Genomic DNA, 13,880 nt, shown 5'->3' with positions numbered 1-13,880 from the left:
CCCGACAAGATTAAAGGATGACTGTGAACATGGGAGAACGCAGATGGATTAACATGTTGGTCTAGATGTGTCGCATGCGATTGTGCGCACTATGCTTTATCGATACCAAAGATGTGATCAATCCTGGCGCGAGTTGGCCTGTGTCGTCGACGAGGCTGCGGACGTTTAGAAAGGCTTTTCTCACTGTGGAGAACAAGTGATGTCGCAAAGGCGTTGAACGCAATTGGCGAAGTTTCCCTAGGCTTTTACAATCCCTTGCGCGCGCCACTGATCAAAGATTTCAAGAGCCTTTGCAGCAAAACCTTCATCGTTAATATGGGCCTCTACATTATGCTGTTCCACATTTTCCGGCAAAGTCTCTCGCAATTCGGACAAGAAGGCATCAAGCCCTTCCCTATCGTGCAGTTCGGCACCATCCCGGTCCCATTCGCCACAGCCACCCTCGGGCAAAAGGAAAGCAACCGGCCCAGTGGCCGTTGACAATTGATCCGAATGTGCCCGCGCGACGGTACGCCGCTCGTCGGCATTCAGGACAACAGAGGTAATCAGGCGATTGTGCGCATGGGTCGGGTGATCGGTCCATTTGTCGGGCACCCCTTGCCATCCGACGATATCAACCAAATCATAGCATCCACCGGATACAATTTGCGGTGTTCCATTCTTGCCTGCGTTGGTTAGCCGGTCCGCGCCAGCCGAAATATTCGACCCGTGAATGTGATTGCCAAGCTCTTGGGTACAGAAATCGAACACACAGGCGAATGCACCCTGCGCCGCAAGGCTTTCATAGGCACGCCCGCCCATACCGGTGGCGTGGAACACTGCAACCTCAAACCCGCGCTCTTCTAGCGCTGGTTTCAAAAAAACCATGTAGCGCAGCGCCGTTTTTCCCAGTGAAGTCATCCCTATCATTGGCTTTGAGGCATCCGGTTTTTCAACCGCATTGGCGGCACCCAAAACCGCACCTGCTGCTTGGCTTAGGGAGGCTTTGCAAACGCTATTGAGCCCATAAAGGCCACCAGCCCAAAGGATCATCTGCGTATCTGCCGCAAGCCGCTCTGGCGGAATGAGCGGCGAAAAGGACACCGTGGATACGATATATTTCGGCACACCCAAAGGCAGCGCGGCGGTGACGTCGAGTGCCAAATCGGTACCCATGGAACCGCCGAGCACCATCATGCCATCAAAACGGCCCTCGGCATAAAGCCGCGCCGTCAAAAGGACCGCACCATCAGCCATGATTTGCATAGCTTTGTTTTCATTCTTCGTCGCGATGGCGGCGGCAATGCTGCTGCCGCCTTCTTGGGCGACATCATGTTTGGAATAATCCGTAGGTTTTGAGGGATCGCCCAAAACTGACACATCCATCGTGACAACCTGACCGCCTTGCTCACGGATTACACTCGCCAGATAGTCGAGCTCATCGTCTTTTGTGTCATAGGTTCCGATAACGAGGATCGTTTTTCCAGACATTGCATGAACTCCTTAAAGCTTGATCCAAGCGGTCTTGAGGTTGATGTACTTTTCGATCGCATGAAGCGATTTGTCGTGCCCGTTGCCCGACTGACCAACACCACCCAAAGGAACCGTTCCATCGGCTCCGCCATAGGTGTTTACGTGCATGACGCCGGTGCGAACGGATTTCACCATACGGTGCGCACGGCTTAGGTTGCTGGTCCAAACGCCCCCCGCCAATCCATACACTGTCGCGTTGGCAAGGCGCGTAGCTTCGGTTTCGTCAGAAAAGGATGTGACGCCCAAGACAGGCCCGAAGACCTCTTTTTGGGTCAAGGTCGCGTCCGGCGTGACGCCGGTGATGACGGTGGGTGCCATATAGAATCCGCCGATGTCTTGCAGAATACGTTCACCGCCTGTGATGACCTCACCGCCCTCGGATTTCGCGGTCTCAACAAACCCAAGGTTCGCAGCCAATTGCACTTCGGAGTTCACCGCGCCGATGGCGGTCGTCATATCCAACGGATTGCCCACGGGCATCGCCTCAGCCGCCTTCACAACTGCAGCGACGAAGTCATCATGGATCGAGGCTTCGACCAGCAAACGTGACCCCGCAACACAGACCTGCCCTGAGTTGCGGAAAATGCCGCCCGCGGCTACTTTTGCCGCTTCGTCCAAATTCGGGGCGTCTGCAAAAATGATGTTGGGGGATTTGCCGCCGAGTTCCAGATAGACCCGCTTCATATTTGATCGCGCGGAATATTCCATGAGCCGACGCCCCGTGCCGCCCGATCCGGTGAACACCAACACATCGACATCCATCGACAGCCCCAGCGCCTCTCCAACGATGGCACCTTCACCAGTGACCGCGTTCAAGACACCCGGTGGCAGGCCCGCGTCATGCGCCAAATCCACCATCCGCATCAATGAAAGCGAGGCAGTTTCTGCGGGCTTCAGGACAACAGAATTGCCCATGGCCAAGGCTGGCCCAAGTTTCCAAGCGCCGATCATCATCGGAAAGTTCCAAGGGATAATCGCGCCGACTACGCCCACGGGTTCCTTGTGGATCAGACCCAAAACGTCGGCGGAGGTTGGAGCGATCTCGCCATAGATTTTATCAAGCGCTTCGGCATAATAACGGATCGTTCCCGCGGCTGATCCGGGTTCGGCCTTGATGGCCATATTGATTTCGGTGCCGTTGTCACGCACACCGAGAACCGCAAGTTCAAGCGCATTGGCGTCAATCAGGTCGGCCCATTTCAACAACACCTTTTTGCGCGCCGCCGGCGGCATCCCCGACCAACGCCCGTCGTCAAAGGATGCCCGTGCCGAAGCGATCGCAGCTTCCATATCAGCAGCGGTTCCACAGGCCACTTGCGTCAAAACACTGCCATCTATCGGTGAGACAATATCCATTGTTGCACCATCTGATGCGGGAACCGACTTGCCATCGATAATGTGACCACGCTTGGCAACTGCTGCGCCGCGCAATGCGTCGATCTGGGATTGATCCATTATTTTTTACCGTGCTTGAGTATCGTGAAGGTCGTGATCTTCGTCCGGCTGATGGGCCTTAAATTCCTTTATCAAGGTGCGGATATGCAGGCCGATCACCAGAAGGATCAGGACGAAGATTATGAATGAAATCGGTCGGTCGATCATATCAAGCGGCGACTTCAGACGTGGCAAGGCGGATCGCAGCTTGGTCTCCATTATGCCACCAAGAACCATCCCAAGGATGATCGGAACAATTGGTAGGTTGAGCCGCTTGAGCACCAAACCAAGAACCCCAAACACCGCAGAGATGATGACATCCGTCAGCGAGTTGCGCAGCGAATAGACCCCAACGAAAGACAACATCAGGATCATGACGCCCAAGAAACGGGTCGGAATGCGAATGATCTTGGTCAGCAGGTTCGTCGAGAACAGCAAGAAGACCAACACAATCACATTCAACGCAATCAGCGCGAAATACAGGCCATAAACAAGGTCGATATTGTTTTGGAACAACTGGGGGCCCGGGATCACATTGTGAACGTAGAACACCGACAACATCATCGCTGTGAGCGCTTCGCCCGGGATACCCAAGGCCAAGAGCGGGATCATCGCGGCAGCGGGCACAGCGTTATTTGCGGCCTCGGATGCGATCAATCCTTCTGGTGATCCTTTGCCGAATTTCTCGGGCTCTTTGGATGTTTTCTGCGCGTAGGTATAGCTCATGAATTGAGCGGTAAATTCACCGGTGCCGGGTATCATGCCAAGGATAACACCAAACCCAGAGGCAACCGTTGCGACCCGTTTGTACTGCATAAGCTCTTTAAAACCTGCTCCCAATTTCCCCGAAATGGGCTTGGCATCTGGGCTGCTGTCAGGGGCCGTGAGCAGGAAGAAGGCCTGACTAAGTGCAAACAAACCCAAGACGACGACAATCAGATTGACGCCAGACGACAGAAAAGATTGATCAAAGGTGTAGCGCTTGGTGTAGGTCACCGCATCAAGGCCAATCGTTTGTAGGAAAATCCCAAACATGCCCAACATACCTGCGGCCATGATTTGACCTCGATGCGCGAGAACCACCAAGATGATGCCCAACAAGGCGGCCAAGAAAATCTCGCGACTGCCGAACATCGGGGCGATGATGGCCAAAACTGGTGACAAGAGGATCAAGCAGCCAATGCCAAAGATGCCACCCCAGAACGAGGCACTATAGGCCAGCGAAACCGCGCGGTGGGCCTCTCCGTTTTCTGTCATTGGATACCCGTCATATGACGTTAGTGCATTCACCGCCGTCCCGGGAGTGTTGATCAAAACCGCGGGGATTGCGCCGCCAAACATCGAGGACCCATATATGCCCAACAACATTGTAAGGCCGACAATCGGGTCCAACCCAAATGTCGCCGGAAGCATGATTGCAATTGCAACGGCGGGTCCAACACCGGGAATTGCGCCAATGATCACGCCGCCGATCGACCCAACTAACAAGGCGACCATGACGTCCCATCTCGCCAACATTTCTAGGCCTGCTAGAATATTTTCCATCGTCAGATCCTATTAGAAATATGTGAGCATGAATTGACGCAAACCATCGGGTAGCTGATCGTAGATCAGCCCGGACGGCAGGTTCACTTTCAAAAGGGTCTTAAATAACAAGACTGTAAACAGGGCACTTCCCCCTGCGGCCATCAACATCTGGGCGCTACGGTAGCCGACACGCAGAGCAAGCAAGATGGCAAAGACAATCGTAGTCAAAAGGTATCCGGTGTAGGGCACCGCAATGGCATAGACCATGAACCAACCCGCATATTCCAGCGAGGAAACCCAAAGCCAGACTTCACGCCAACGCCCCTCGATCCTTTCTGACAGTGCGGATCCGAGAAGGTGAAAACACGCGAAAGCGGTCATTAGGCCTAGCGACACAGCAGGCCAAAACCGTGGCTGAGCAAATAGCTTAGCCCCGTTCTTATAGGCTGTCTGGTCAAAGATCTGGCTCAGCAAGAAGACAGAGATCACAACCCAGAACCAAGCAAATACAATATCTCCTGGTCGGCGATATCGCTTGAACAACGCCTGCAATGTCTTGGTATTTGTCAAAGTAATGCTCCGGGTTGGCCTGCAATGACGAGTCTATTCAAAGCAACCGGGCGACAGCGCCGCCCGGTTCAATTACGAAAGGCAGCGCTTACTTAGACAAAATCGCCTCAATCGTTCCGAGCGTTTCAATGTCTTTCTCGATCTGGGTGGCGACGGCATCGGCATCCTGCCAATAGACAAGTGCCCCCGTTTCAGCAGCCAACGTTTGCGCGCGCTCTGACATGACTGTCTTTTGTGCAACCGCGATGATCTTGTCACGCACGTCCTGTGGGGTCTCTTCATGCACGAAAAGACCGTTCCAAAGCGCGACGTCCAGATTCGGCGCAAGCTCAGAAACAGTCGGTGCATCAGGTGTCAACGCAATGCGTTCGGACCCAATGGAAGCCAGGACTTTCACATCATCAAGGCAAGGCAGGATCAGCTGCAATGTTGTGTTGATTACGTCGACGTCGCCAGACGCCAATGTGTTACAATCCAAAGCGTCAAACGCTGCGTCGGCTGCGTATGAAAAGCCCATCTCGGACGCCAAGCCAAGTGTGACCTGCGTCGGAACAAGCGGTGCACCAAAGTGCCCCAATACAACATCATTTTCCTGCGCATGCGCAGCAAGGCCAGCCATATCATCGTATGGGGCATTCCCACCCGCTGCGATGACAAATGGATACGTCAGGAAATTGCCAAGCGGCACAAATGGGTTCGGGTTCAGCTCAGCGATACCGAGCTGCGGACCAACGACAGGAATGGCGATGATAAATGACCCAATGGTGTACCCATCAGCCGGGGCATTCGCGACCTCGATCGCACCGGGAAATGGGCCGCCGCCGCCGCCCGGCTTGTTCACAACCGCTGCTGGAACACCATAGGCCGCGCTAAAATCCTCCGCGATCATTCGTGTCAGCACGTCTTCAAGATCACCTGGAGGCCAAGGCACAACAAATTCAACTGGCTTTTCAGGGTACTCAGCCTGCGCGCTTCCCGCGATTGTGGCCAGTCCCAATGCCACGGCCGTTGCCGTTCTAGTCAGTGTGGTCATCTACAGTCTCCCGGTTGATCGGTTCATTATTTGAACCAGTGGTTTGAAAAAAAGGTTGCCTTGTTAATTTGTGTCTGTCAAACTTTTTCTGAAATTAAACAAATCGGCGGTTCCAAATTGTCCTCTGCGTTAAAATCTCTTCACTTGCTGTCGTTCTTTTCAGCAACCAGTCCAGAAATCGGCCTTTCAGCGCTTTGCCGATTGGCCAAACGTGACAAGGCGACAACGCATAGGCATCTTCAAGCGCTTGAAGAGGCTGGTTTTGTTGAGCAAAATCCGCTCACCCGGCAGTACCGCCTTGGGCCGGCGCTTTTGCAGTTGGCGCAAACGCGAGAGCTGACTGTGCCGCGCAAGGAAAGCGCACTTCCGGTTCTTCGGGCGCTTGCAGAGGAAACAGGGGAAACGACTCATGCGTCGGTTTTGTCTGGGACGGCTGTTTTTGCGTTGGCTTCGTGCGAATCAATTCAGCACAGCACGCGAGTCGTGGTTGATCTGAACAAATTTCCGCTTCATGCGACGGCCTCGGGTTTGTCAATTTTAGCCTTTGGTCCGGCCGAGCTTATGGAGGTTGCAGTGGACAACCTCGAAAAGTTCACGAACCACACCATCAATTCGAAGGCCTCTTTAGAACAGGTCGTGCAATCTGTTCGACAAACCGGATTTGGACGTACAATCCAAAGTTTTGAAGATGAGGTCTCGAGCCTCGCAGCGCCTGTCTTTGACAAAACCGGCAAGATTGCGGGCGCGGTTTCTGTGGCTTGTGTCGCGACGCGATTTACCCCCGAACTCGAACAAACATGCCAAAAGCATCTCGTAACCGCCAGCCGTGAACTAACCCGCGGTTGGGGCGGCACCGTTCCCGAGCAGATAGAGGCCCTTTGGGCCGCCACTCTGAAAAGCTCTAATACATTGGACGCGACATCATGAAAGACTCAAATTTTCTAAAAGAAAACAATGGGCGCCATATGTGGCATCCCATGACGTCCCCCAAGGACAGCCATGACAATCCGCCCATAATCATCACAGGCGCGTCCGGTGTCAGCGTCTCAGACATCGATGGGCATACCGTCGTGGACGGCGTTGGCGGGCTTTGGAACGTCAACTTGGGGTATTCGTGTCAGCCCGTCAAAGACGCAATCGCCAATCAATTGGACACTCTCCCTTATTACTCAACGTTTCGCGGCACATCCAATGATGCCGCCATTGAACTGTCCTATGAACTGGGCCAGTTTTTCGAACCAGATGGCCTGAGCCGCGCCTTTTTCACCTCCGGCGGATCGGATTCCGTTGAAACAGCGCTGCGTTTGGCACGCCAGTATCACAAACTGCGTGGCGAGGCCGGACGTACCAAATTCCTGAGCCTGAAAAAGGGGTACCACGGCACCCATATCGGCGGTGCCTCTGTTAATGGCAACGCGAACTTCCGCACGGCTTACGAACCGCTTTTGCCGGGCTGTTATCACATTCCGGCCCCCTACACCTATCGCAATCCGTTCAACGAAACAGATCCCGAGCGCTTGGCGCAGCTTTGCGCCCAAGCACTTGAAGACGAGATCGCCTTCCAAGGGGCCGGTACAATCGCCGCCATGATTATGGAGCCAATCCTGGGCGCTGGCGGGGTTATTCCCCCGCATAAATCCTTTGCTCCAATGGTGCAGGAGATTTGTAACCGAAACGGGATTTTGTTGATCACAGATGAAGTCATCACCGCCTATGGCCGCACTGGAGCCTGGTCTGGCGCACGTCTTTGGGGGATCAAACCCGATATGATGGCGACGGCCAAGGCCATTACCAACGGCTATTTCCCGTTCGGGGCTGTTATGATCGGTGATCGCATGATCGAGGCTTTTGAATCTGATCCAAACGCCAAAATTGGCCACGGTTACACCTATTCTGGCCACCCCGTTGGCGCGGCGGCGGCCCTTGCGTGTTTGGCAGAAACCAAGCGTTTGAACGTGGTCGAAAACGCTGCGGCACGCGGCACGCAACTGTTCGAAGGGTGCAAGACTTTGATGGCAAAATACGACATCATTGGGGATGTGCGTGGTGGTCACGGCTTGATGACTGCGATTGAGATGGTCAGCGACCGCACCACCAAAAAACCGATCGACGCGGCAACAGCGGCCAAAGTCTATGAAGGTGCCTATGCGGCCGGGGCGATGGTTCGCGTGTCCGGGCCGAACCTTATTTTGTCACCGCCGCTCGTGCTGACCGAAACCGACGCCAACACCATTTTGTCCGCGCTCGATGCGGGTTTCGCATCGGTTTGAAGGGAATAGGAATGTCAGAGAACTACGTTGCCCTTCTGGGCACAAAAGGTGGCCCTGCGATCCGTCCGGGATCATCGATGCCAACGTCGAACCTGTTTGTCCTGAACGATAAGAAAATCGTTGTGGATTGCGGACTTGGCGTCACCAAAGGCTTGGTCGATCAAGGCATGCAACTCAAAGACCTGTCCCTGATCTTTATCACACACCTGCACTCGGACCATTACCTTGAACTCGGACCGCTTCTGCACACGTCTTGGACGGCGGGGTTGAAAACACCGGTCGACGTCTATGGCCCGCCGGGCCTTGTCAACTATTGGTTGGCGTTCTTGATGTCCATGAAGGCCGACATAGATCTGCGTATGGAGGACGAAGGCCGCCCAGATATACGAGAGTTGGTAAAGGTTTATGAAATCGATGAAGGCACCGTCATGGATCACGACGGTCTAGTTGTTTCGGCCATCCGAACCGAACACCCGCCCCTTACCGATTGCTATGCTTTGTCCTTCAAAACGGCTGATACCCATGTCGTATGTTCCGGCGATACTGCCCCCATTGCCGCCCTCGAACACTTTGCAAAAGGCGCGGACCTTTTGGTGCATGAGGCAATGCTAGAAAGCGCATTGCCAGCCTTGATGGAAAGGATAGGCAATGGCAGCGACAAACTGATGGCTCATTGGTTGCGGTCCCATACATTTGCCCATGACGCGGCAAAAACGGCAACACGAGCAGGCGTTAAACGGCTGGCTTTGTCGCACCTCATTCCATCAGATGACCCGAGTTATAGCGAAACCGATTGGCAAAATGCTGTTGATGAGCATTGGGAGGGTGAACTGATTGTTGGCAAAGATGGTTTGAAAATCGCCCTGTGAACCAAGAGATGTTGGCCCGCGTCCGTCTTTTTATTATGATTTTTATGTGCCCAAATGGTCGCGCCGGTGGCCGGTGCGACAGCGTTAACCGGGCGAACTGTCGATGTCGGGTTGACGATCATACCTCGTGAGCTTGGGGGAAAGGTTCCGACGTCTTCAAACGACATGCCGGCAGAGGGATCACGTGGATACCTGGCGCTCACCAGTTTTCGGCTAACATGATGTTACGCTGGGTATCGTTTCTGGCAAAATAAGATTGAGCAGCGAAAGCTTCTGCTTCTGACCGGCTCCGCCCCCTTTGTATTCGGTGATCACTGCGCGCTCAGCCTCGTAGTCCCCAACACGCGGTTCAAAGGCTCGGTTTTGTCTGGTTCGCCAAACGACGGAGCCTCTGTGCCGTCCGCGCGAGCCATGTCTCTGATATTGACAACCGGTCGAACAGCCGCATTCCAGTGCATGGTTCTACACTCATCCCAAGCAGTAGGGATGGATATCGGTCTTGGGGGCTGGCTTGGCCTCTTTCGGCGCAGCCAGCGGATTTGCGCGACGCAGTGGTGCGTCAAACGTGACCCCGCGCCCCTGCCCCAACATTGCAGTTTACGCCCAAAAAACGGCGCAACACGCATGTCCGGTGCCTTGCGCGGTTCCCGGAAGGGTTGACCGTAAAAACCCGCCTCATGACTGCGTTCAGAAACGCAGAAGCGCCCCGCCTCAACAGAGCCCGAGCGCTTTTTGCAGCGCACAGTTTTTGGGTGCTCGGTCAGTTGACCACGGCTTGACGCGGGACTGCCGTCTTCTCCACTAACAATTGGCCTACTTATGAACCGTGCCACCGGGTTGGGTTCGCCACGATCTTGATGAGATTCTTGAATAACAATACATTGCAACGTCTTGCGCAAAAAGAAACGTCATTGCCTTTGATGCGCGGCTGCTGGCCCTTAGGTCGCCATGTAAGCAGAATTCGACATGTTCAGTCCGGTTCATTCTCGGAACGGCGCTCTGCTTTTAGCGCCCTGCTTGGCGGGCAAACTTCCTGCATGAACTTTGCCAAAGTTCCCCCGAGATTATCAGCCTTCATGCCATACTTTACAAACTGGCCTTCTCGCTTTTTCCAGATCAAGTCCGCGGACTCCAGAATTGAGAGGTGTTTGGAAATGGCGGGTTGAGACATATCGAAACGTTCAGCAACGACGCCAGCCGTCAATGGCCCCTCTGAGAGATAGGCCAGTATTCGACGACGCGTTGTTGAGGCCAAAGCTTCGAACACTTTATCAGGGCTTGACATGAGTTAACCTTTTAACTTATTGGTTATATCTTTAAGATCATATTTGTTATCACCGGGGGTTTCAAGATGTACCTGCATGCAACAGATCGCGTATTTCCCAACAACCAAAGCAATGCGATGCGCGGCACGATCCGTTGGGACGCGCCCAAATCGCTCTGGCTGTTTGTCATGATGGCAGGCGGTCTTGCTGCGATCTTTTTCACCCCAAGCTGGAGCGGGTTTCTTGTATTTCTAGGAACAACAGCAATTACAGTTTGTGCTGGTCACTCCGTCGGCATGCACCGACTTCTTATTCACAAGGCATTTCACACACCTAAATGGTTGGAATATATCCTTGTTTGGCTTGGCACCCTTGTTGGCATGGCGGGTCCGTTTGGTATGATCCGCGCCCATGACATGCGAGACTGGCATCAGCGTCAGACCACTTGCCCCCCTCACCCCAGCCATGGTGCAGGGTTTTGGCGCGATGCTTGGTGGCAAATGCACTGCCGGTTCGATCTCGACAATCCGCCAGATTTTGCAATCGAGCCTGAGATCGCAAATGACCCTGTTTATAAGTGGATGGAACGACATTGGATGACACAGCAACTTGCCGTAGCGGTCCCGCTTTTCTTTTTGGGCGGCTTAGAGTTCGTGCTGTGGGGTGTCTTCCTACGCGTAGCAGTATCGCTCAATGGCCATTGGATCGTTGGACATTTCGCACACAAAACTGGCCACCAAGGATGGATTGTCGAGGGCTTGCCAGTACAGGGGTTTAACCTTCGTGGCCTTGGGTTGGTCACCTTTGGAGAAAACTGGCACTCCAACCATCATGCCTTCCCACATTCAGCAAAGCTTGGCATTGAAAAGGGTCAGTTGGACCCCGGTTTCTGGTTTATCAAATCCCTCGAGGCGCTTGGCCTAGCGCATTCGATCCTTGGACCGGCTGACCTCCCCAAGCGCGACGGTTTAACGAGAGTAGAACAAGAGGAGATCGACGCCTTGCGACCAATGGATAAGCCGATTTTTTATAACCTGCAAAACTCGTTGATTGACCAAAAACAAACATAAGAACCGCTCGTGGCTTGACTCAATTTGGATTGGGCTAGCGTTTGGTCAGTTTGCAATGGTCCAGGACGGTTGTTGCCAAACCGAGAAAAAGAAGCATCCGCTGTCGTTAAACCAGAGGCGTTAACGGCAGGAGCCTTGTACCATTCAGCCTTCCAAATTCACACGAGTGACATCAATGTCGCCCGGTTCATCACCGGCCAACTGAGTTTACAACCGATACATCCAACTGACTGTGGCTATGCCCGTGGCTGAAATGGCCAAAGTCAGGGGTCAACGTGCCCAAACGGCTCCAGTATTGGATATGGCAGATTTGTCAGATGCAGATTTACCGGGATAAACCCTTGGCCGGTGCGCGTAACACCTCCCGCGATTTTTTGGAGATCGGGTTTAAGCCCGTCTGACAATTCGTCGGCCAATAGTCTGGCGATTCCGGGGGCCGCAACGCTCGTACCGGATAGACGCACAAACGATCCACTATGTGAACCCGCGCTAATTATTCCCGACAAGATCAGGCTATCATCAGCTCGTGCAACGGCATTGGGCCCTGTTCTAGTCGTCAATGGATCAGTGCCATCCGCGTGTTCAGAAACAGGCGTGATCGGTCCCGATGCCGAATAGGGCGAGACTTCGAGCTGCTTTGCAATGGCACCACCGATCACTATGGGCGAGGCCCCACATGCAAAGCCACTTAGCGACCCGGCACGACGTACAAGCGATTTTGTCCCCATTGGATCAGTCGCAAGAGGAAGTCCATATTTTCCGAAACGTTGATAATTGCGATCATCTAATTGCGCCTGTCGACCACCGGGATCAAACCCAGGAAGGGTTTCATCCCGCCGCACCCAAACCTGTACAGAGTTCAAAGGCAGAAAGAGCCCTTTTGCCCCATTCGGAGGCGCGATTTCGTCGGGTGTGACCGCAACCGTCCACTGCCCCGCCGGGGCCGTGGGGGCATTTTTGGTAAGGCTGCTATTGGGTGCCAGTGTCAAAGTCACCAACCCGCGCCCAATTGGATCAGGTGCTCTGGAATAGCTTAACCGCGCCAACATTCCCTGCTCGTCCACTAGATCATATGACAAAACGCCTGAGCCATCCGTTTTCAAAACCGGACTTGTTGGTCCGACAGGCGGGCATACCGAAAGGGTCACAAAATTCTCGGCCTTTTGCGTTCGTGGCATCCACATTTGTATATGCGTTGCCGTCCGATCATCCGTTGGATCTTGCAGTGTCAGAGTTTTGGTTTTGCGATCATCGTCGGGAAAGGTCACTTCGGCATGGGTCTGAGTTAAGTTGCCATTTCCCGCTGGCAAGACAAGTTGTCGAACCTGAGCACCCGCTTGATCAAGGAACTGTTGGAACAACGCTTCGATTTCGCCAGTTCCGTCATGCGGTCCGCTGTAGTTTCCAAAAGAAAAATTCAAAACAACCGGTGCAGGTTTGTCGCCTATACGAAACCGTGATGCCTGATGGTGTAGCGATTGCAACGCCAGTGCAATTGCCGGGAACGAGCTTTGACCCGTTGTATCCGCGGTCACGCGCGGCGGGAGTGAGACACAGATCATCGGTCTTGTCTGCAGCCCCTCCTCCATTGGATGCCCGGCCGCGACGGCGGCAATATGGGTGCCATGAGAGCGCCGCAGTGAGACCGGCGAAAACTCTCCATTCTGGAAATCAATCTGACCGGTTTCGTGATAAAACGCCGCCTCATCCAAAAGATCGCAGTACGTGTGCTGCGTCAGATACCGGTCAATTTTCGCCTTATCAAAAGACCTTCCAATGGTCTCAGGCGCGGATTCCCCGTGCCCCCTGCCCGCTGCCATCACCCAGCTAAAGGCCACCCGGCTAGAGCACACTCCGTCACGAAACACGTTGTTGGCGATGGCAATGCCATCGTCGATCACAGCCATAACAACGGACTTTTTATCCAGCTGAATTGGCGTGGGATCAACAAACCGCGCGTCCAAATCGATCATATCATCAGGGTGGATCATACCGTCTTTGATCGCCACGATCCCTAACGTGCGGCCTGTTTCATTCAATTCAAGCAACAGTTTGTGACGTATAAAGACAGCAACCAAACGACGCCCCTGCGCGGCCTGCCGATCCACAGGGCTGTAGACCGAGGGGATCAGGAAATCTTGGGCGGGCAATTGGGCGGCCAGATCCTCTAGACTGACATCGCGTAAATCCAGCATGACAGACCACCATGCATTATCCGGCGTCTCAGGCCGGTCGGCATGAAGCTGCAGGCGCGCGGCCAAGAGCGCATCAAGAGGAGGATGCGCCGGGGCGTTGATTGCGGGGGGTGTTTCGATCCAACGCATCACCAT

General features: G+C 54.0%; 11 protein-coding genes. 4 read left to right on the top strand and 7 right to left on the bottom strand.

Annotation, left to right across the window (positions count from 1 at the left end; translation table 11 throughout):
- Nucleotides 1-237: 237 nt before the first annotated feature.
- The 5 genes from Q1A43_RS07510 to Q1A43_RS07490 form a co-directional block, all read right to left on the bottom strand.
- The gene (locus Q1A43_RS07510; protein WP_299921689.1) at nucleotides 238-1,470 is read right to left on the bottom strand and encodes a Tm-1-like ATP-binding domain-containing protein; all 1,233 of its coding nucleotides are present in this window, start codon (nucleotides 1,468-1,470) and stop codon (nucleotides 238-240) included.
- Nucleotides 1,471-1,482: 12 nt separating this feature from the next.
- A complete protein-coding gene (locus tag Q1A43_RS07505) occupies nucleotides 1,483-2,967 on the bottom strand; it encodes an aldehyde dehydrogenase (RefSeq protein WP_299933872.1) in 1,485 nt (494 codons plus the stop codon).
- A 6-nt stretch (nucleotides 2,968-2,973) separates the two neighbouring features.
- On the bottom strand, nucleotides 2,974-4,491 hold the full coding sequence (locus Q1A43_RS07500) for a tripartite tricarboxylate transporter permease (protein ID WP_299933870.1): 1,518 nt from the start codon (nucleotides 4,489-4,491) through the stop codon (nucleotides 2,974-2,976).
- Nucleotides 4,492-4,503: 12 nt separating this feature from the next.
- Complete coding sequence (locus Q1A43_RS07495; protein WP_299921686.1) at nucleotides 4,504-5,043, bottom strand: tripartite tricarboxylate transporter TctB family protein; 540 nt, start codon at nucleotides 5,041-5,043, stop codon at nucleotides 4,504-4,506.
- A gap of 88 nt (nucleotides 5,044-5,131) precedes the next feature.
- The gene (locus Q1A43_RS07490; RefSeq protein WP_299933869.1) at nucleotides 5,132-6,076 is read right to left on the bottom strand and encodes a tripartite tricarboxylate transporter substrate-binding protein; all 945 of its coding nucleotides are present in this window, start codon (nucleotides 6,074-6,076) and stop codon (nucleotides 5,132-5,134) included.
- A gap of 60 nt (nucleotides 6,077-6,136) precedes the next feature.
- Between Q1A43_RS07490 and Q1A43_RS07485 the strand changes: the two genes are divergently transcribed.
- From Q1A43_RS07485 to Q1A43_RS07475, 3 genes are read left to right on the top strand one after another with little or no spacing between them, the layout of a single operon-like run.
- On the top strand, nucleotides 6,137-7,003 hold the full coding sequence (locus tag Q1A43_RS07485) for an IclR family transcriptional regulator (protein ID WP_366944249.1): 867 nt from the start codon (nucleotides 6,137-6,139) through the stop codon (nucleotides 7,001-7,003).
- Nucleotides 7,000-8,346, top strand: a complete 1,347-nt coding sequence (locus Q1A43_RS07480; RefSeq protein ID WP_299921683.1) for an aspartate aminotransferase family protein — start codon at nucleotides 7,000-7,002, stop codon at nucleotides 8,344-8,346. Before Q1A43_RS07485 ends, Q1A43_RS07480 begins: the two co-directional genes overlap by 4 nt.
- An 11-nt stretch (nucleotides 8,347-8,357) precedes the next feature.
- Nucleotides 8,358-9,215 (top strand): MBL fold metallo-hydrolase, encoded by an 858-nt coding sequence (locus tag Q1A43_RS07475; protein ID WP_299933865.1) that lies wholly within the window; start codon nucleotides 8,358-8,360, stop codon nucleotides 9,213-9,215.
- Nucleotides 9,216-10,185: 970 nt separating this feature from the next.
- Here the strand turns inward: Q1A43_RS07475 and Q1A43_RS07470 are convergent.
- The gene (locus Q1A43_RS07470) at nucleotides 10,186-10,500 is read right to left on the bottom strand and encodes a metalloregulator ArsR/SmtB family transcription factor (protein WP_299921681.1); all 315 of its coding nucleotides are present in this window, start codon (nucleotides 10,498-10,500) and stop codon (nucleotides 10,186-10,188) included.
- Nucleotides 10,501-10,566: 66 nt separating this feature from the next.
- On the opposite strand from Q1A43_RS07470, the gene Q1A43_RS07465 reads away from it, so the two are divergent.
- Entirely contained in the window at nucleotides 10,567-11,550 is a 984-nt protein-coding gene (locus Q1A43_RS07465) for a fatty acid desaturase (protein ID WP_299933863.1), read from the top strand.
- A 263-nt stretch (nucleotides 11,551-11,813) separates the two neighbouring features.
- On the opposite strand, the gene Q1A43_RS07460 is transcribed toward Q1A43_RS07465, so the two are convergent.
- Nucleotides 11,814-13,880, bottom strand: coding sequence for a S8 family serine peptidase (locus Q1A43_RS07460; RefSeq protein WP_299933861.1), 2,067 nt, complete (start codon nucleotides 13,878-13,880; stop codon nucleotides 11,814-11,816).

The organism is uncultured Pelagimonas sp., from assembly GCF_947498515.1.
Classification (GTDB): domain Bacteria; phylum Pseudomonadota; class Alphaproteobacteria; order Rhodobacterales; family Rhodobacteraceae; genus Pelagimonas.
The sequence above is the reverse complement of the archived record's forward strand: the minus strand, read 5'-3'. Positions and strand labels throughout refer to the sequence as shown.